Origin of the sequence: Methylomonas sp. MS20, assembly GCF_050275925.1 — a bacterium.
Classification (GTDB): domain Bacteria; phylum Pseudomonadota; class Gammaproteobacteria; order Methylococcales; family Methylomonadaceae; genus Methylomonas; species Methylomonas koyamae_A.
This window is the reverse complement of the sequence record NZ_CP189962.1, coordinates 2,270,742-2,289,479: the sequence shown is the minus strand read 5'-3', so window position 1 is coordinate 2,289,479 and position 18,738 is coordinate 2,270,742. Positions and strand designations below refer to the sequence as shown.

The window sequence follows — 18,738 nt, the reverse complement described above, 5'->3', positions numbered from 1 at the left end:
GATGATACCCTAGACTTAACGGTAATATGTATTACCGTTTTAGATAGCGCAGGAGCGTTAACCGCCATGACACGAATAAATCAGCCCTCGGTCCCGCCGGCAAAATCCGCCGTATTTTTCTCGACACCGTTCACGCCTGGCGTGCTGGCACTACTGGCCTTGCTGCAGTTTTTACTCAGCGGTTGCGGCGAAACCGGCAATGCCGCCAATGGCGCGCCGCCGCCGGCCGCCGTCAAAGCCGCTCAGCCGCTGGCCCAGAGCGTCACCGAGTGGGACGAGTATACCGGCCGGGTCGAAGCGATCAGCTCGGTGGAAGTCCGTGCCCGAGTTGGCGGTTATCTGGAAAAGGTCAATTTCACGGCCGGCGCCAAGGTCAACAAGGGCGACTTGCTGTTCGTCATCGATGCCCGGCCCTATAAGGCCCAACTAAACTACGCCATCGCCGAACTGGAGCGCGCCAAATCCAAGCGCGAACTGGCCAAGAACGACTGGAGCCGCGCCGAAAACCTGGTCAAGGCCAAGGCGATTTCCACCGAAGAATACGACACCCGCGCCAAAGGCTGGCGCGAAGCGGACGGTGCGGTGCAATCGGCCGAAGCCAACGTCTACGCCGCCCGCCTCAACGTCGAATACTGCGAGATCCGCGCACCGATCGCCGGCCGGGTGGGCCGGGAAATGCTGACCGCCGGCAATCTGGTCACCGGCGGCGACGTAACGGTGTTGACCAACGTGACCTCGATCGATCCGGTCTATGTCTATGTCGATGCCGACGAGCAATCCTTATTGAAATACCGGCGCCAGGCCTTGCAACGCAAGCCCGGCGCGGCCGAACTGAAAGGCACGCCGGCCGAAGTGGCGGTAGCTGACGAATCCGGCTTCCCGCATCGCGGCCAGCTCGATTACGTGGCGCCGCAGGAAAACCGCGCCACCGGCACGATCGCCCTGCGCGGCGTATTCGCCAATCCCGACGAACTGCTCAGTCCGGGCTTGTTCGCCCGGATGCGCGTGCAAGGCGGCGCGCCCTACGACGCGTTGCTGATACCCGATAGAGCCGTCGGCACCGACCAAGCCCAGCGCTTCGTATGGGTGATGAATCAGGAACAACAAGTCGAATACCGCAAGGTCACGCCGGGCGCGCGGATCGGCGAAATGCGCGTGATCAGCGACGGCTTGCGGGCCGGCGAGTGGGTCGTCGTCGAAGGCCAGCAAAAGCTGCGGCCCGGCACCAAGGTTAATCCGGAACGCATCGCCCTGAACTCGGGACAAGGAACCTAAGCCATGGGAAATTTCACCCGCTTTTTCATCGACCGGCCGATATTCGCGTCGGTACTTTCGATCTTGATCGTGTTGGTCGGCGGCTTGGCGCTGATCGGCCTGCCGATCGCCCAATATCCGGAAATCGCCCCGCCGACGGTCGTGGTCAGCACCAGCTACCCTGGCGCCAACGCCAGCGTCGTCGCCGAAACGGTGGCGACGCCGATCGAACAAGAGGTCAACGGCGTCGAGGATATGTTGTATATGTCGTCGAACTCGACCAACAGCGGCAACTTGTCTCTGACCATCACCTTCAAACCCGGCACCAATCTGGACAAGGCTCAGGTGCTGGTCCAAAACCGGGTTGCGTTGGCCGAGCCGCGCTTGCCGGAAGAAGTGCGCCGGCAAGGCATCAGCGTTAAAAAGCGCAGCCCCGATTTGAGTCTGGTCGTCAATCTGGTCTCGCCGGACAAACGCTACGACAGCGTCTATCTGAGCAACTACGCCCTGCTGCAAATCCGCGACACGCTGGCGCGTTTACCGGGTGTCGGCGATATTTTGGTGTTCGGCGCTCGCGATTACAGCATGCGTCTGTGGCTGAATCCCGAGCAAATCGCCGCCCGCAACCTGACTGCCAACGACGTAGTCAGTGCGGTCCGCGAGCAGAACGTCCAGGTCGCGGCCGGCGTGGTCGGCCAACAACCGGCGGCCGGCGAGACCGCTTACCAATATACGATCAGTACCCTGGGCCGCTTGACCGAACCCGAACAGTTCGGCGACATCGTCATCAAGCAGGACAAGAACGGCGAGATCACCCGTCTGAAAGACGTGGCCCGCATCGAGTTGGGCGCCAAGGATTACAACGCCGGCCTGTATCTGGACGGCGAACCCACCGTCGGTCTGGCGATGTTCCAACTGCCCGGCTCCAACGCGCTGGAAACCAAGGCAGCGGTGGTCAAGGCGATGGAAGAGTTGAAAACCCGCTTCCCCGAGGGCCTGGATTACATCCTGGTTTACGACACCGTGGTGTTCGTGCAGCAATCGATAGATGCCGTGGTCAAAACCTTGTTCGAGGCCTTGCTGCTGGTGGTGTTGGTCGTCATCGTGTTCCTGCAAAACTGGCGGGCGGCGGTGATTCCGCTGCTGGCGGTGCCGGTGTCGCTGATCGGCACCTTCGGCGTGATGGCCGCGCTGGGCTTATCGCTGAATACCTTGTCGTTGTTCGGTTTGGTGTTGGCGATCGGTATCGTCGTCGACGATGCCATCGTCGTCGTCGAAAACGTCGAGCGCCATATCGCCGAAGGCCTGCGCGCCCGCGAAGCCACCAAACTGGCGATGCGCGAAGTGGTTGGGCCGATTATCGCCACCGCGTTGGTATTGGTGGCGGTATTCGTGCCGACCGCCTTCATCACCGGCGTGTCCGGGGCGTTTTACAAGCAGTTCGCGCTGACGATCGCGGTCTCGACGGTGATTTCCGCGTTTAACTCGCTGACCTTAAGTCCGGCCTTGTGTGCGCTGTTGCTCGACCGCGCCCACGGCGACAAAGACTGGTTTACCCGTTTGGTGGATAAAACCTTCGGCTGGTTTTTCGTACCGTTCAACCGCTTTTTCGATCGGATCAGCGTCGGTTATTCCAAACTGGTCAGCCGAATGATACGGACCACGGCGGTGGTGCTGATCCTATACGTCGGCCTGAACGGCTTGAACTTCCTGGCCTTCGAAAAAGTGCCGACCGGCTTTATTCCTCAGCAGGATCAAGGCTATCTGATTCTATACGCGCAGTTGCCGGATGCGGCGGCGCTCGGCCGCACCCAGGACGTCGTGCAAAAAGCCACCAAAATCATGTTGGAAACCGAGGGCGTCGCTCACGTCAACGCCTACGCCGGTTGGTCGATTCTGACCGGCGCCAACCAGTCCAACGTCGCGACAATGTTCGCCCGGCTGGACGGTTTCGACGCTCGCGCCGGCCGGCCCGACCTGCACGCCAGCAAATTGGTCAAAACCTTAGGTCAACGCTTGTCCGGCATCGGCGACGCCTACATCGCGGTGTTCGAGCCGCCGCCGATTCGCGGCATGAGTTCGGTCGGCGGCTTTAAATTGCAAATCCAGGACCGTAACAACGCCGGCATAGCCGCATTGCAGCAAACCGCCAACGAAATGATAGGCCAAGGCAATCAGCAACCGGGTTTGGTGGGCTTGTTCACCACCTTCAGGGCCGGCGTGCCGCAATTGTTTGTCGATGTCGATCGCGCCCGCGCCAAATCAATGGACGTGCCGCTAAGCGATATTTTCAACACGCTGCAAATCTATCTGGGTTCGCTATACGTCAATGACTTCAACGCTTTCGGCCGCACCTACCAAGTAGTCGCCCAAGCCGACGCCGAGTTTCGAATGAAACCCAAGGACATCGCCGAGCTGAAAACTCGCAACCAGACCGGCGGCATGGTGCCGCTCGGCGCATTGGCCAAGGTCGAGGAAATCAGCGGTCCTGATAAGATCACCCGCTACAACATGTATCCGGCCGCCGAAATCAACGGCGCTACCTTGCCCGGCGTCAGTTCGGGCCAGGCCATCTCGGTGATGAGCCAATTGCTAAAGTCCTCGCTGCCGCCCGGCTTCGACTTCGAATGGACCGAGTTGAGCCTGCAGCAAGTCTTGGCCGGCAACGTGGCGCTGCTGGTGTTTCCGCTCAGCGTCGTCTTTGTATTCCTGGCGCTGGCTGCTCAGTACGAAAGCTGGTCCTTGCCGTTCGCGGTCATTTTGATCGTGCCGATGTGTATCCTGTCGTCGATGACCGGAGTCTGGTTAGCCGGCATGGATAACAACATCTTCACCCAGATCGGTTTCATCGTGCTGGTGGGCCTAGCCAGCAAGAACGCGATTTTGATCGTCGAATTCGCCAAACACCGGCAAGAATCGGGCTTGAACCGCTTCGACGCGGCGGTCGAGGCCGCCCGCATCCGTTTGCGGCCGATTTTGATGACCTCGTTCGCCTTTATCATGGGGGTGTTTCCGCTGGTCGTCGCCAGCGGCGCCGGCGCGGAATCCCGGCGCCTGTTGGGGACCGCGGTATTCAGCGGCATGATCGGCGTGACCGTGTTCGGCCTGCTGCTGACGCCGGTGTTTTACGTGACGGTGCAAGCGATCGCCCAGCGTTTGAAACCGACCCACCCCTCTAGCCCCGCGCAGGGAGAACACGATGCCTAAAGCGATTTTCTCAATAGTCTTGCGACCGCTACCCGCTTTGCTATTCGCCGCCTATTTGCCAGGCTGCGCGGTCGGCCCGGATTACCAAACGCCGACCACCGAACTGCCGGCCGGCTTCGCCAATGCCCAGGGTCCGCAGTTCGCCGCCGGCGATGTCGAAGTCCACTGGTGGACCTTATTCGGCGACAGCCAGTTACAGGACTTGGTCAATACTGCGGTTGAACACAATTACGACCTAGCGGCCGCCCGCGCCAATCTGGAACAAGCCAGGGCTTTGTATTTGGAATCCGGCCTAAATCTGTTGCCGACCGTGACTTCCCACGCCAATTACACCGAGCAAAAGCGCAGCACCTCGGCGCTGAACAACCGGGCCTTCGTACCTCGCGAACTGAAGCTGTACAACATGGGTTTCGACGCGTCCTGGGAGCTGGACGTGTTCGGCCGGGTGCGGCGCGGCGTCGAGGCCAGCAACGACCAAACCGAGGCGGAGCAAGCCACGCTACGCGATGTCGGCGTCAGTCTAATCGCCGAAGTGGCGCGCAATTATTTCGAGTTGCGCGGCTTGCAGCACCAGCTAGCCATCAACCGCGATAACGCCGAAAACCAACGCCAAACACTGGAACTGACTCAGGTTAGACTGATCAACGGCCGCGGCACCGAACTGGATACCAACCAAGCCGAAGCGCAATTGGCCAACACCCGAGCGGCGATACCCAATCTGGAAGCCGCGATCAGCCGGACTATCCACCGCTTGAGCGTGTTGACCGGACGCCTGCCCGATGCGTTGACCGGCGAACTGTCGCCGGACAAGCCGCTACCGACGGCGCCCGAGACGATTCAGATCGGCGACCCCGGCCAGTTGCTGCAACGCCGGCCCGACATCCGGGTCGCCGAACGCAATCTGGCGGCGGCGACCGCGCAAATCGGCGTCGCCACCGCCGACCTGTTCCCGCGCGTAACCTTCGTCGGCAATCTGTCTCTGGAAGCCAGTACCTTGTCCAATGTCGTCGCGCCGGGGTCGGAATCGTATTCGGTCGGCCCGAAAATCAGTTGGGCGGCCTTCGATCTAGGCCGAGTCTACGCGCGGATCAAGGCCGCGGATGCCAGTAGCGAAGCCAGTCTGGCGCAATATCAGCAAACCGTGTTGCTGGCCCTGGAGGAAACCGAGAATGCGTTGGTCGCGTATAACCAGGAGCGGGTCCGCCGCGCCGAATTGACCACCGCCGCCAAAGCCAGCGAAAAAGCCGTAGAGTTGGCGCGCTTGCGTTACCGCGAGGGCGTCTCCGACTTTTTGACGGTGTTGGAAGCCGACCGACAACTGCTGGCAAACCAAAATCTGCTGGCGCAAAGCCAAACCGCCACCGCGACCGCACTGGCGGCAGTCTATAAGGCGCTGGGCGGCGGTTGGCAGATCGTGCCGGACGCACAAGCTCAAACCGAAGCCGCGCCGCGAACAACCGCGCGATAAAGCGCTCTCGCGAATCGGCCGGCCAACGCAACAGCAAACGATCGGTAAGCCTGTGCTGACACGATGGCTGCGAAATCGACCTTCCAAGGTTGACGGCGTTCTCCCGTTCCATGCTACGAACGACCGGTCGAGCGACTTCTAACGCCTTGCCGGCGGCGCGACCGGTAGATCGACGTCCCCCATCGGCGACCCAAGGACTCGAACGCACCCTCGGCCGCCGTCCTTGCTGATACCCTGTAACCTTGTCCCTGATGAAAACCAGCGGCCAGCTAACATGAGTCAGCAATTCATTACGAGAACTACCTCTAAAAAAGTGCGGCATATCACGCCATGACTGCGTGATATGCCGCAGTTTCAAAATTCTTGGCAACCCCCGATCGCTTGTAAGCCGCGTCTTACATGGCTTTCCGGGGTTGGCATAAGGATTGCCTAATGTATTAAGCGAAACAACGCCAAGGCTCCGATCAGCCGATCCTTGACAACCAAGATTCGCTTAAATTTATTTTGCAAAAAACAAGGGTAAGTCTTATGAAATCCGTATTAGCCAAAGCCATTGGATTGGTCATCGCCGGCACTGCTCTGAGCGGCTCGGCAGCCGCGTCCACAACGATGTACAACACCTTTACCACCACCGATACTTCCGCGACCGATGGCTGGACTCGCACGTTCGACGGCGCCGACGTTGACAGCGTGGCGACCGGTCCGGAAAGCCAAGGCAACAAAGGTACATTGGTACCCTGGGTAGGCACCACCGGCAATGCGCTGCCGTATAGTTACAGCGGCTCCTCTCACTTGAACTGGGCCGTGCAATTGAGCGGAGCAGGCGACAGCGCGGTGATTTCCGCCGCCGATTCCGCCAAGTACGCGGGTACCGTTACCGGCTTCACGCAAGCTGAAATCGACACCGGCGGCGGTGCCTGGAACGACAACGGCTTGAATGCGCAAGGCCAAGCCACTGTCAATGGCCCAACCGGTTGGAGACATCAAACCGACATCGGCCTGATCAGCTCCGACGTTACCCAAAAAGTTACGATCAACTTGTCCACGACCAATAGTTTGTTCAGCCGCTTCGGCGTCACCGTGTTCGAAGGCATGGATACCAATACCGGTAACTACAGCCACCACGGCTCCTGGAACTGCCCAGGTTGCACTCCGGCAAAACCCTTTACCGCCGAAAATCCGTTCGGCACCACCGGCCTGACCAATATCGGTCATAGCGACAACGTCACCGATACCATCGGCTACACCTTTATCGCCGAAGCCGGCAAAGTCTACTCGCTGTATCTGGGCGGCGTGGGTTTCGACCGCTGGAATAGCGGTGTCGCGGGCTACAAATTGGATCTTGCGACATCACCGGTACCAGTCCCCGGCGCCGTCTGGCTGTTCGGCAGCGCGATCGCCGGCATGATCGGCGTCAACCGCCGTCGCCTGTCGGCCGCTTGAGTTCTCTATAGGCGTTACAGTTAACGGTAGCGCCTAGGGTCGCGCCACCCGAACACCGCGTTAACAAAAGCCGCCACGGATGGCGGCACCTTCAGCGGGCGGCCGCCCGGCCGGATCGGAAGCCGGCCCAGGCCGACTCCAAATTTACAGCAAGTGTTTGACAGCCTGTCTCTCCTCTTTTAGCTCCGCTTCGTTCAAGCGCAAGCGCTCCAAACTAAATTCGTTGAGATCAAGAGCCTTGACGATGCTAATCCGGCCGTCCGCGACGGTCACCGGAAACGAATACACCAAGCCTTCCTCGATACCGTAACTGCCGTCGGAGGCCACCGCCATGCTGACCCAGTCGTCAATCTCGGTGCCGTGCGCCCAAATCCGCATGTGTTCGATCGCCGCATGTGCAGCGGAAGCCGCGCTGGACTGACCTCGTACTTTTATCACTTCCGTGCCGCGATGTTGCACGGTCGGAATGAACTCGTTAACAAACCACTCGCGTTCCACCAGCGACAACGCATCCAACCCCTTGACCTTGGCGTGATGCAAATCCGGATACTGCGTGCAGGAATGATTGCCCCAGACCATGACGTTTTTGATGTCGCGGCTGATTACACCGCACTTTTCGGCCAATTGTCCGATCGCTCGCTTATGATCCAGCATCGCCATCGCGGTAAAGCAATCCGGCCCCAAGTCGGGCGCATTGCTGATCGCGATCAGCGCGTTGGTATTGGCCGGATTGCCGGTCACCAAGACTTTCACGCGGCGACTGGCGTATTCGTTCAGCGCCCTCCCCTGCACCCGGAAAATCTCGGCGTTGTCCTTCAGCAAATCGGCGCGCAACATGCCGGGACCGCGTGGTTTGGCACCCACCAAAAACGCATAATCGATGTTATCGAACGCCACTTTCGGATCGTCGGTCATGACAATTTTTTGCAGCAAGGGATAGGCGCAGTCGTTCAGTTCCATGACTACACCTTGCAAGGTTTGCATGGCCTGAGGCACTTCCAGCAAGCGCAACACGATGGGTTGCTCCGGCCCCAGCAATTCGCCGGACGCCAACCGAAACAACAGAGAGTAACTGATTTGGCCTGCCGCCCCGGTTACGGCAATATCGATGGGGGTTTTCATCCGCGGTCCTCGTTATTATTAGACTGTCATCCACGCGCCGGAGGGCGACTTTCGACTTTTCAATATGACATAAAGTATTTGGGCAAACAACTGCAATTCCCCGCCCCTAGCCGCCGTCGCCGTTTTCGAGCGGCACCGCCAACTTTCTGTATAATGGCCCGCCGGATTCCGCGCCGCGCCGCGTCTCTCTTTCCCGATACACAGGCAGGTTAATGAAAAAGTTGTTATTTCAATTCGATACCGATACCCATCCTTCCGTTTTCGATACCGTTGTCGCATACGACGGCGGCGCCGATCATGTCATCGGCCACGGCGGCCTCACCCCGGAAAACGTCGGCGCCTTGGTGGACGGCTGCATTTTTACCCGCGCCCCTAAAGACAAAAAATACACCGCGATTTTCATTGGCGGCAGCAATATGGAAGCGGGACAGAACTTGTTGGCGGCCGTGCAACAGCACTTTTTCCCCGGCTTTCAGGTATCGGTGATGCTGGACAGCAACGGCAGCAACACCACGGCGGCGGCGGCGGTGGCCAAAATCGCCAGTAGCGGCAACCTGAAAGGCAAGAAAGCTGTCGTTCTGGCCGGCACCGGCCCGGTCGGCCAACGTGCGGCGGCGATGATGGCTCTGGAAGGCGCGCAAGTATCGATTACCTCCCGGCATATTTTCAACGCCGAAAAAGCCTGCTTCGCGATGAAGGAGCGTTTCGACGTTGACCTGACGCCTATCGAGGCTGCCGACCTGGACGCCCGCGCCGAGGCGGTCAAGGATGCGAATATCGTGCTGGCCACCGGCGCGGCCGGCGTCGAACTGCTCAAGCCCGAGCATTGGCAAGACAATCCGCACCTGGAAATCCTCGCCGACGCCAACGCCACCCCGCCGGTCGGTATCGGCGGCACCGAAGTCATGGACCGAGGCGAATTGCGCCACGGCAAGATCATCTGGGGCGCCATCGGCTTCGGCACCCTGAAACTGGCCTTGCACCGCGCTTGCATCGCCAAACTATTCGAAAGCAACAAACAGGTCTTCGACGCCGAAATTATTTTCGACCTCGCCAAAGTGATGGCGTAAGCAGGCGCCGCCAGTCCATGCCGGCTCTTGCCAACCGCTTTCGCGCGCAAGCCTCCGAAATCTTTCGGGCCGGCGTGATCGCCGCCGATCCCCGGCTAGCGGTTCAGCGCCATCTGCAAACCGACGGCGAGCGCTTATTCTTAGGTCTGCGTAGCGGCAACTGGCGGCACATTCATTTGATCGGCTTCGGTAAAGCCGCCTGCGCGATGACCGATGCCGCCCAGGAAATCATCCCCCACGCCTGGCTGGCCGAGAAAGGCATCGTTGTCACCAACTACGATAACGTCGATCTGGTGAAAAACTGCCAGGTGTTCGGTGCCGGCCATCCATTACCGGACGCGTCGGGCCTGCATGCGGCCAAAACCGTCGCCAGACGACTGGCCCAAGCCCAGGCCGGCGAACTGGTGCTGGTCATGGTGTCCGGCGGCGGCTCGGCCTTGCTAGCCTACCCGGCCGAATCGCTTACGCTGGCCGACAAAATCACCACCACTCAAGCGCTATTGGCCTGCGGCGCCGACATCCGCCAAATCAATTGCGTGCGCAAACATCTTTCCAGACTCAAGGGCGGCGGCCTAGCCAGACTCGCCGCGCCGGCCGACTTGCATGCCTTGATACTCTCCGATGTGCTGGGCGACGATTTGAGCGCGATCGCCAGCGGCCCGACCGTCCCCGACGACAGCACCTATGCCGATGCGATTGCAATCCTGGACTCGTTCGGCATCGGCCGGCAAATACCGCTCGCGGTCCAAAACCATTTACGACAAGGCGCGCAAGGCTTGCACCCGGAAACCCCGAAAAGCGGCGACCCACTGTTTATTCGCACCAGCCACGCCTTGATCGGCGGCAACACAATCAGCGTGAACGCGGCAATGCAGAGAGCCGCGGAACTGGGCTATCGAACCCAGCTTTACAGCACGCAATTGTGCGGAGAAGCCAGCGCCGTCGCCGAGCAATGGGCATTGAAAGCTAAAGCCATGATGACGGAAATCCGCCAACCGACCGCGCTGATCGCCGGCGGCGAAACCACAGTGACCTTGCAAGGCAGCGGCAAGGGCGGCCGCAACCAGGAACTGGCGCTGGCGTTCGCGATTAGCGCCGAGCGTGTCGGTCTGGCAGCCGGCTGGACGCTGTTGAGCGGCGGCAGCGACGGCCGCGACGGCCCGACCGATGCCGCCGGCGCCATCGTCGACGGCGGCACCTTGACCAGAATTCGCGCGGCGGGACTCGACCCGGCGGCACGGCTAGCCGATAATGACTCATACCCCGCGCTGCAAGCGGCCGACGATTTGCTGATTACCGGTGCCACCGGCACCAATGTGGCGGACCTGCAAATCCTGCTGCTGCATCCCAACGAATAACTCGAACCTGATTAGGAGAAAACCATGTTTAACGCATCGATGACCATTGCCGGCTTTGACGACGAGCTGAACCAGGCAATCGCAAACGAACGCCGCCGCCAGGAAGACCACATCGAATTGATCGCTTCCGAGAACTACGCCAGCCCGCGGGTGCTGGAGGCTCAAGGCACCTTGCTGACCAACAAGTACGCCGAAGGTTATCCGGAAAAACGCTATTACGGCGGCTGCGAATATGTCGACGTCGTCGAGCAACTGGCCATAGACCGCGCCAAGGCCTTGTTCGGCGCCGATTACGCCAATGTCCAGCCGCACTCCGGTTCGCAAGCCAATATGGCGGTCTTCATGTCCTTGGTGCAACCCGGCGACACGATACTGGGCTTGAGTCTGGCCGACGGCGGCCATTTGACCCACGGCGCCAAACCCAATTTTTCCGGCAAGATCTACAACGCGATTCAATACGGCCTAAACACAGCCACCGGCGAAATCGACTATGAGCAAGTCGAAGCCCTGGCCTTGGAACACAAGCCTAAAATGATCATCGCTGGCTTCTCGGCCTATTCGCGCATCTGGGACTGGCAGCGTTTCCGCGACATCGCCGACAAGGTCGGTGCCTATCTGGTGGTGGACATGGCTCACGTCGCCGGCCTGGTCGCCGCCGGCCTGTATCCCAATCCGGTACCGATCGCCGACGTGGTCACCAGCACCACCCATAAATCGTTGCGCGGCCCTCGCGGCGGTTTGATTTTGTGCAAATCCAATCCGGAACTGGAGAAAAAACTCAACTCCAACATTTTCCCCGGCATTCAGGGCGGCCCGCTGATGCACGTCATCGCCGCCAAAGCCGTGGCCTTCAAGGAAGCCTTGACGCCGGAATTCAAAGCCTATCAGGAACAAGTGGTCAAAAACGCCCGCGTCATGGCTGCGGTGTTTATCGAACGCGGCTACGACGTGGTATCCGGGGGCACCGACAACCATTTGATGCTGGTGTCGCTGATCCCCAAGGGCATTACCGGCAAAGCCGCCGACGCCGCGCTGGGCCGCGCCCACATTACCGTCAACAAAAACGCGGTACCCAACGACCCGCAATCGCCGTTCGTCACCAGCGGCATCCGCGTTGGCACCCCAGCCCCAACCACCCGCGGCTTCAAGGAAGCCGAAGTCCGCGAAATCGCCCAATGGATGTGCGACGTGATGGACAACCTGGAAGACGACAGCGTGATTGCCTCGGTGCGGGAAAAAGTCTCGGCTTTGTGCAAGCGGTTTCCGGTGTATTCCGCGTCTTAGCGACCACCAACTGTAATTCGCCCCGACGCAGAACAATACCGGCCGTAGGAGGGGCTTTCGCCGCGACGGAAGCCGTTCCCACACGGGCAGCCTTGGATTTTCCAATCGCTTACAAAGCAAGATTCAGCGCCATTGCACCAACCCCGCCCGGCTTCCCGACCATCGGCCCGGCAAGCCGGAACTGGGCATCGATTTCCAAGCAGCCGGGTTCCAACAATAATACCGCGCTACGGTTCTTCCCTTCCGATCCGACGACGCATGTCATCAAAAGCCGGTGAAACTAAAATCGACATTGTTTGAATATGGCTAAGCGAATACCTTCGACGGAAAGTCTGGAGGGACACGATTTTTGAGCCCACTGGATTTAAATGGTGGACAATTTTGACCACCCTGCCTCTGGTGATAACATGCGCTGACGGTAAGCTTGCGAACCACACCGCTCGGGAAACGGCATACTTTATTCCGTGCGGTTCGCTTCCCTAACCGCACACCACGACCGGAAAGCAGAAAACCCGGCGCGGTTTAGCATCCAGCCATAAATAACAGAAAATAAAACGATGTAACAACAAGCCACCGCCACCCAGCCGCGTGCCAGGCAGCCTAACCTATTAAATCGACCAAAGGTGAAGCAAGCCATGTCATTGACCAAAGCACACGGTGCCGCGCCGGCAGTTGCCGCGACGCTCCTTTTTTTACACAGTCAACCCGGCTTATACGCCGCCGAAACCGATAGCGACACGACCCTGCCGGCCATTGAAGTTAAAGCGCAAGCGGAAACCGAGGCGGATAACGGCTACGTCGCCAAGCACAGTACGGCCGGTTCGAAAACAGATACGCCGCTGATCGAAACGCCGCAGGCGATCAGCGTGATCGACAATGCCGAATTCACGGCCCGCGCCGCGCAGAACATCACCCAAGCGGTGGCGTATACGCCGGGCTTGTTGACCGGCATGTTCGGGCCCAGCACCCGCGACGATTATTTCAATCTGCGCGGCTTCGACGCCCCGCAATATCTGGACGGTACCCGGCTGGCCGGCGCCAACTACGCCAATCTGCGCATAGACCCCTACGGCCTGGAACGCATCGAAGTGTTGCGCGGGCCGGCATCGGTGTTGTACGGCCAAAATCCGCCGGGCGGTTTGATCAATATGGTCAGTAAACGGCCGACCGCGCAGCCGTTTCACGAACTACAAATGTTGGGCGGCAGCTTCGGCCGGGTGCAGGGAGCATTGGATTTCAGCGGTCCGCTCGACGATCAAGGCCAATTTTTATACCGTTTGACGGCGCTGGGCCGCGGCAGCGACAGTCAGGTCGATTTCAGCAAGGACGACCGCTATTTCGTCGCGCCCAGTTTCACCTGGCAGCCGGACGCCAACACCTCGTTGACTTTTCTGAGCCATTATCAAAAAGACGACGCCGGCAACACCATGCAGTTTCTGCCTTACCAAGGCAGCGTAGTCGGCAATCCCAACGGCCGGCTGCCGACCAGCACCTTCCTCGGCGAGCCCGGTTTCGACCACTACCGGCGCGAGCAATTCGCGGTCGGTTACGCCTTCGAACACCGCTTCAATCGACACTGGGCCGTGCGGCAAAATCTACGCTACGCCGACGTCAAAAGCGACTATCCGGTGACGTTTGCGCTGGGTTTTGTCACCGACAACGACGGCGTGCCGGTCGATTACCGCACGGTCAGCCGGCTGGCCGGGCTGTACCGCGATCAAGCGGGGACTTTCACCCTGGACAACCACGCGCAAGCCGATTTCGCCATCGGCGATGTGCGGCATACGGCGTTGTTGGGTTTGGATTTTCGCCAAATCAACGGCGACCGCCAGCGCGGTTTCGGTTCTCCCAGCGACCTGGATATGTACAGCCCGGTGTACGGCCAGCCGTTTGCCGAGCCGCAAATCGAGACTTTGGTCAACCAGCAGCAGGACCAGATCGGCTTGTACGGCCAGGACCAAATCCAATGGAGGCAATGGATCGCGACGATAGGGGTACGCTACGACTGGGCTAGCAACGCCAGTTTGCGCACCGACTATTACGATTCTGATACTGATCGCATCGATTACGCCAAACCCCGCTACTCCGGCAGCCGCCAGGACGACGCCGCGTTTACCTACCGCACCGGTCTAAGCTATTTGTTCGACAGCGGCGTCGCACCCTACTTCAATTATTCCGAGTCTTTCGAGCCCACCGCCGGCAGCACCTTCGCCGGCACGCCGTTCAAACCCACCACCGGTCAGCAATTCGAAATCGGCGTCAAATACCAACCGCCCGGCGTCAAGGCCTTGATTACGCTGGCCGCATTCGAGTTGACCCAGCAAAACGTAGTGACGCCGGACCCAGACCCGGCGCACGTCGGCTTCAGCATCCAGACCGGCGCGGCGCGTTCGCGCGGCATCGAGCTGGAAGGCAAGGCCCGCTTGGAGATGGGCCTGGACGTTACGGCGGCCTTGGCGCTGATCGAAAGCCAAGTCACCAAAACCAACGAGGCCAACCAACTCGGCAAGAAACTTAGCTACACGCCGGAAACGCAAGGCTCGCTGTGGCTGGATTACACCCAGCCGAGCGGTGCACTGGCAGGATTGGGCCTGGGCGGCGGCGTGCGCTATACCGGCAGCAATTACGGTGATTTGAGCAACAGCCAAAAAGCGCCGTCATACACGCTGATCGACGCTTCTGTGCATTACGAATTGGGTAAACTGCACCGCCGCTTGCGCGGTGCCCGGCTGGGCGTGAATATCAGCAATTTGTTCGACCGCGAGTACGTCGCGACTTGCGGCGAAGGCTCGTGCTACTACGGCGACCGCCGCAACGTGTTGGCGAGTTTGCGTTATATCTGGTAGGCAGCAATTCCGGCGGGCGAGGTCCGCCGGGATAATCTAATCGCGCTTGCGGAATTGGGTGGCGCCGGGCTTGACGAACGAACGCCAGACTTCGGCTGGCGTCGCCCGGCCGCTCAAGACCTTGTCTATGATGGATTTGTTGGCTTTCACGAAAAACACCAATGCAATCAGCGCGGACAGCAAGGCCAGCCAGACAATGGGCGCGGCATCGCTAGCCAATGCGGCAAGGATCTTCGCGCGGGTTTCCGGGAACAGAATGTTAACGACGAAGCTGGAGCCGATTGCCGCGGACAAGGCCGCGACGATCAACGCTTGCGGGTGGTAGCGCATCAGCCAGGCCTAGTTCAAGCGCTGGCTTGATTTGATGACGGTAAATGCCGCGAGCTTGGCCTTATCCTTGTCTCCGCCGGTTCTAGCCTGGATTGCTGCATCAGCCAGCGTATCGGCCAATCCAAGAAAATCGGCGACTTCGAAGCGCATTGTCAAATTCTGCACGTGCAAGTGTACGACGCCGCATTCCCGGCAAATTTGCGCCTTGCCGAATTCGGTGGCGGCCAGGTATTCGTGATTACAGGGTTTCTTGCTCATCGGTCGTTCCTCGGGTTTGATAAAAATCAGGTGTGGCGGGTTTGCCGGTCGCAAAGTTTGGCGACCGCCAGCGATAAAAACATCTTCCAGACGATTTGTTTCGAGCCCAAATCCAGACAGCGGAAATCGGTAGCGTGCAATTCGCCCTTCTCCACCAATACCGCCAACACATCTGGCGCTATCGCGAGCTTGACGCTTTCCGTCTTGCTGAAAAATGAGAAAAATCTTTTCACGGTGACAGGGCAATTTGAGAAGTTGGATAGATGATAATTATTCTCATTTAAGACGTAAAGACATTTTTTTGCCTCCTCTAATGAAACGGTCTATTCGCGTTCAATAAGCAATGCCGTTGCGGCTCGCAAAGTGCGAAGCCAGTCCGCTGAAATAATAGCCATTACTCAGGTTGGCGATATTCGACGTTCGATGTGGAAAAATCCCTTGGGAATAGGGAAAAACACTCGGAATGTTACGGTTTTGGTCAACCCAAACACGACCCCAATACAGTTGACAGGGATCCGGTCAAGGACGCTTTGACCTCCCCCGCCAAGCTCATTCGCCGTATTCCACCCGTCATATTAGCCCGGAAGGCACCTGCCTACGCCGGTTGACAAGCCGGGAAAACCCCATAAAATGAGAATCGTTATTATTTGAAAGCAATTGATTTCCGATGTTCTCGGGTGAAATTGCGATGAAAGTTTTGCCCGGACCGACCTTGAGACGATACGCCGATTCGGGCCGCGAATACTCTAGCCACCCAGCGTTCCTCGCCAGGCAGCCAACCACTTTGATGCCAATTGCAGAGGAACTTATGCCCGATACCCATCCAAACCGAAACCAGCCCAGTGCCGCCAAATGGCGACTGGGCGCCTTGTTGCCACTTGGCGCGGCCTTGAGCGGCATGGCGCTAGCCGAACCGCCGGCCGGCCAGACCGCCGATAGCGAGCAGGAAATCGTCCTCGACGACGTCAAGGTCAAAGCCGGACGCGACAAACCGACGAGCCGCTTCAAGGCCGATACCTCGACCACCGGCAGCAAAACCGAAATGGCGATCCGCGACATTCCGCAATCGATCAGCGTCGTCAAGAAAGAATTGATCGAATCGCAGAACGCCTTTAACTTGCGCGACGCGCTACGCAACGTCAGCGGTTTGACGATCGCCGCCGGCGAAGGCGGCCGCACCGGCGACTCGATCACGCTGCGCGGTTTCGCCGCCAATTCCGACCAATATCTCGACGGCGTGAAAGACAATGGCCAATACAACCGCGATACCTTTTTCATCGAGCGCGCCGAAGTGCTGAAAGGCGCTTCGTCGATCTTGTTCGGCCGGGGCGCCACCGGCGGCGTGATCAATCAGGTCTTCAAAAAACCGACCGGCAAGACCGGCGTCAGCGGCAGCTTCACCTATGGTTTGTACGACTTCAAGCGGACCGCGATCGACGCCGAAACCAAATACCAAGACCTGGCCGCGCGCTTGAATGTGATGTATCAAGATGCCGATTCCTACCGCGACTACAACTACAGCAACCGCTGGGGCATCGCGCCGTCCTTCAAATGGGACATCAGCGCCGATACCGACCTGACCTTGAATTTGCTCCATCAACAGGAAGACGGCGTATTCGACTACGGCGTGCCGATGTACAAAGGACGGCCGGCAGGCGTACCAATCAACACTTATTATGGCTTCGTCAACAATCGGATGTTGGACACCGACGTCAATGTGGCCACCGTGGCGCTGACCCATCGTTTTTCCAGCGATTTTTCGGTCAAAAATACCGTCCGCTACGGCGATTACGAACGCAACTATCTGACTCATTTGTATTCCGGCGCGGCGGCCTACAGCGGCGCGAATGCCGGCACGATCGCCCGCAGCCAGGCCTTGCGCTTGAATACCCAGGAAAACGTCTACAACCAAACCGACTTCGTCTACAAAAAGCCGCTGTTCGGCCACGACAACATTTTGATGTTCGGCAGCGAATTCGGTTGGGAGGAATACAATTTCAAATCGAAAAATTCGACCGGCGTCACCCGCATCTCGATCTTCGATCCCGTCGTCACCGCCAGCGCCGCCGGCACGGCGTTCGACTTCAGCGGCACACTGGCCACCAACCGACTAACCCATACCCAAACCTATGCCGGCTACGTGCTGGATCAGTTCGACATCACCCCGCAAATCAAATTGCTCGGCGGCACTCGCTACGACGTGTTCGATGCCCAGCAAGACGACAGGCTCGGCGTATTGAACTTTTCGCGCAGCGACAGCCAATTCAGTCCGCGCGGCGGCATCGTCTGGCAACCGGCCAATTGGCAATCCTACTATTTCAGTTACGGCAAATCCTTCAACCCATCGGCCGAAAGCCTTAGTCTAACGGCGAACAATGCCAACCTGCCGCCCGAACAAAACAACAACTACGAGATCGGCGCCAAATTCGACTTGTTCGACGGTAAGCTCTCGGCCACCGCCGCGTTATTCCGCTTGGAAAAGACCAATGCCCGCACCACGTCGCCGCTCGACTCCGCCTTGCAAGTGCTGGCCGGAGAACAGCGTACCGACGGCTTCGAAGCCGGTCTGGCCGGCGAAATCCTACCGAAATGGGATGTGTCGCTGACCTACGCCTATTTGGATGCGAAAATTATCAAATCCAGCACCACCGCCACCGGCTCGGTGAGCGGCCAGGTGAAGTCCTATGAAGGCATGACCGCGACGAACGTCCCGGAACACAGCGGGGTGGCCTGGACCACCTACCACCTGACCGACAACTGGGAAATCGGTGGCGGAGTGTATTACGCGAGCCATCGGTATGCCGACAGCGTCAACGAAGCGGTATTGCCGGGTTACGCCCGCCTGGATGCGGTTGTGGCCTACCACCAAAAGCATTACGACGTGCAGCTCAACGTATTCAATCTGACCGACACCGTCTATTACGAATCCGGCCAAACCAACTCGGCCTTGCCCGGCACGCCGGTATCCGGACAATTGACGGTCGGTTTTAAGTATTAATTCAGCCCGACCGGCGCAAGATACGCCTGTTTGCCGCCGCCGAATGCTCGACAACCCAAGTTCGGCGGCGGCATCCGCAAACCTTTCCAATTTAACGACG

13 protein-coding genes are annotated in these 18,738 nt (G+C 59.1%); 9 read left to right on the top strand and 4 right to left on the bottom strand.

The annotated features are described in order from the left end of the window. Positions 1–66 precede the first annotated feature (66 nt). The 4 genes from ACQE3D_RS09910 (at position 67) to ACQE3D_RS09895 (ending at position 7,372) form a co-directional block, all read left to right on the top strand. Positions 67–1,275, top strand: a complete 1,209-nt coding sequence (locus ACQE3D_RS09910; protein WP_313728111.1) for an efflux RND transporter periplasmic adaptor subunit — start codon at positions 67–69, stop codon at positions 1,273–1,275. A 3-nt stretch (positions 1,276–1,278) separates the two neighbouring features. Then, complete coding sequence (locus ACQE3D_RS09905; RefSeq protein WP_071160679.1) at positions 1,279–4,461, top strand: efflux RND transporter permease subunit; 3,183 nt, start codon at positions 1,279–1,281, stop codon at positions 4,459–4,461. After that, positions 4,454–5,929 carry an efflux transporter outer membrane subunit gene (locus ACQE3D_RS09900; protein ID WP_313728112.1) on the top strand — a complete coding sequence of 492 codons (1,476 nt, stop codon included), beginning with the start codon at positions 4,454–4,456 and terminating at the stop codon, positions 5,927–5,929. Before ACQE3D_RS09905 ends, ACQE3D_RS09900 begins: the two co-directional genes overlap by 8 nt. Positions 5,930–6,457: 528 nt before the next feature. Further along, entirely contained in the window at positions 6,458–7,372 is a 915-nt protein-coding gene (locus tag ACQE3D_RS09895; protein WP_064025621.1) for a hypothetical protein, read from the top strand. A 144-nt stretch (positions 7,373–7,516) separates the two neighbouring features. Here ACQE3D_RS09895 and ACQE3D_RS09890 read toward each other — a convergent pair whose 3' ends face one another. Further along, on the bottom strand, positions 7,517–8,494 hold the full coding sequence (locus ACQE3D_RS09890) for a malate dehydrogenase (RefSeq protein ID WP_313728113.1): 978 nt from the start codon (positions 8,492–8,494) through the stop codon (positions 7,517–7,519). Between the two features lie 212 nt (positions 8,495–8,706). On the opposite strand from ACQE3D_RS09890, the gene ACQE3D_RS09885 reads away from it, so the two are divergent. The 4 genes from ACQE3D_RS09885 to ACQE3D_RS09870 all read left to right on the top strand — a co-directional run bounded on the left by ACQE3D_RS09885 (position 8,707) and on the right by ACQE3D_RS09870 (position 15,052). Further along, the gene (locus ACQE3D_RS09885; RefSeq protein ID WP_313728114.1) at positions 8,707–9,564 is read left to right on the top strand and encodes an NADP-dependent methylenetetrahydromethanopterin/methylenetetrahydrofolate dehydrogenase; all 858 of its coding nucleotides are present in this window, start codon (positions 8,707–8,709) and stop codon (positions 9,562–9,564) included. 17 nt (positions 9,565–9,581) lie between these two features. Continuing rightward, positions 9,582–10,922 (top strand): glycerate kinase type-2 family protein, encoded by a 1,341-nt coding sequence (locus ACQE3D_RS09880; protein WP_313728115.1) that lies wholly within the window; start codon positions 9,582–9,584, stop codon positions 10,920–10,922. A gap of 24 nt (positions 10,923–10,946) precedes the next feature. After that, on the top strand, positions 10,947–12,206 hold the full coding sequence (gene glyA, locus ACQE3D_RS09875) for a serine hydroxymethyltransferase (protein ID WP_313728116.1): 1,260 nt from the start codon (positions 10,947–10,949) through the stop codon (positions 12,204–12,206). Positions 12,207–12,841: 635 nt separating this feature from the next. Then, positions 12,842–15,052 (top strand): TonB-dependent siderophore receptor, encoded by a 2,211-nt coding sequence (locus ACQE3D_RS09870; RefSeq protein WP_313728117.1) that lies wholly within the window; start codon positions 12,842–12,844, stop codon positions 15,050–15,052. A gap of 36 nt (positions 15,053–15,088) precedes the next feature. Here the strand turns inward: ACQE3D_RS09870 and ACQE3D_RS09865 are convergent, their stop codons facing one another. From ACQE3D_RS09865 to ACQE3D_RS09855, 3 genes are read right to left on the bottom strand one after another with little or no spacing between them, the layout of a single operon-like run. After that, the gene (locus tag ACQE3D_RS09865; RefSeq protein ID WP_281023083.1) at positions 15,089–15,382 is read right to left on the bottom strand and encodes a hypothetical protein; all 294 of its coding nucleotides are present in this window, start codon (positions 15,380–15,382) and stop codon (positions 15,089–15,091) included. 9 nt (positions 15,383–15,391) lie between these two features. Further along, positions 15,392–15,640 (bottom strand): hypothetical protein, encoded by a 249-nt coding sequence (locus tag ACQE3D_RS09860; protein ID WP_313728118.1) that lies wholly within the window; start codon positions 15,638–15,640, stop codon positions 15,392–15,394. 26 nt (positions 15,641–15,666) lie between these two features. After that, a complete protein-coding gene (locus tag ACQE3D_RS09855; protein ID WP_064025604.1) occupies positions 15,667–15,873 on the bottom strand; it encodes a hypothetical protein in 207 nt (68 codons plus the stop codon). Between the two features lie 575 nt (positions 15,874–16,448). Between ACQE3D_RS09855 and ACQE3D_RS09850 the strand changes: the two genes are divergently transcribed. After that, the gene (locus ACQE3D_RS09850) at positions 16,449–18,638 is read left to right on the top strand and encodes a TonB-dependent receptor (protein WP_313728119.1); all 2,190 of its coding nucleotides are present in this window, start codon (positions 16,449–16,451) and stop codon (positions 18,636–18,638) included. Positions 18,639–18,738 lie beyond the last annotated feature (100 nt).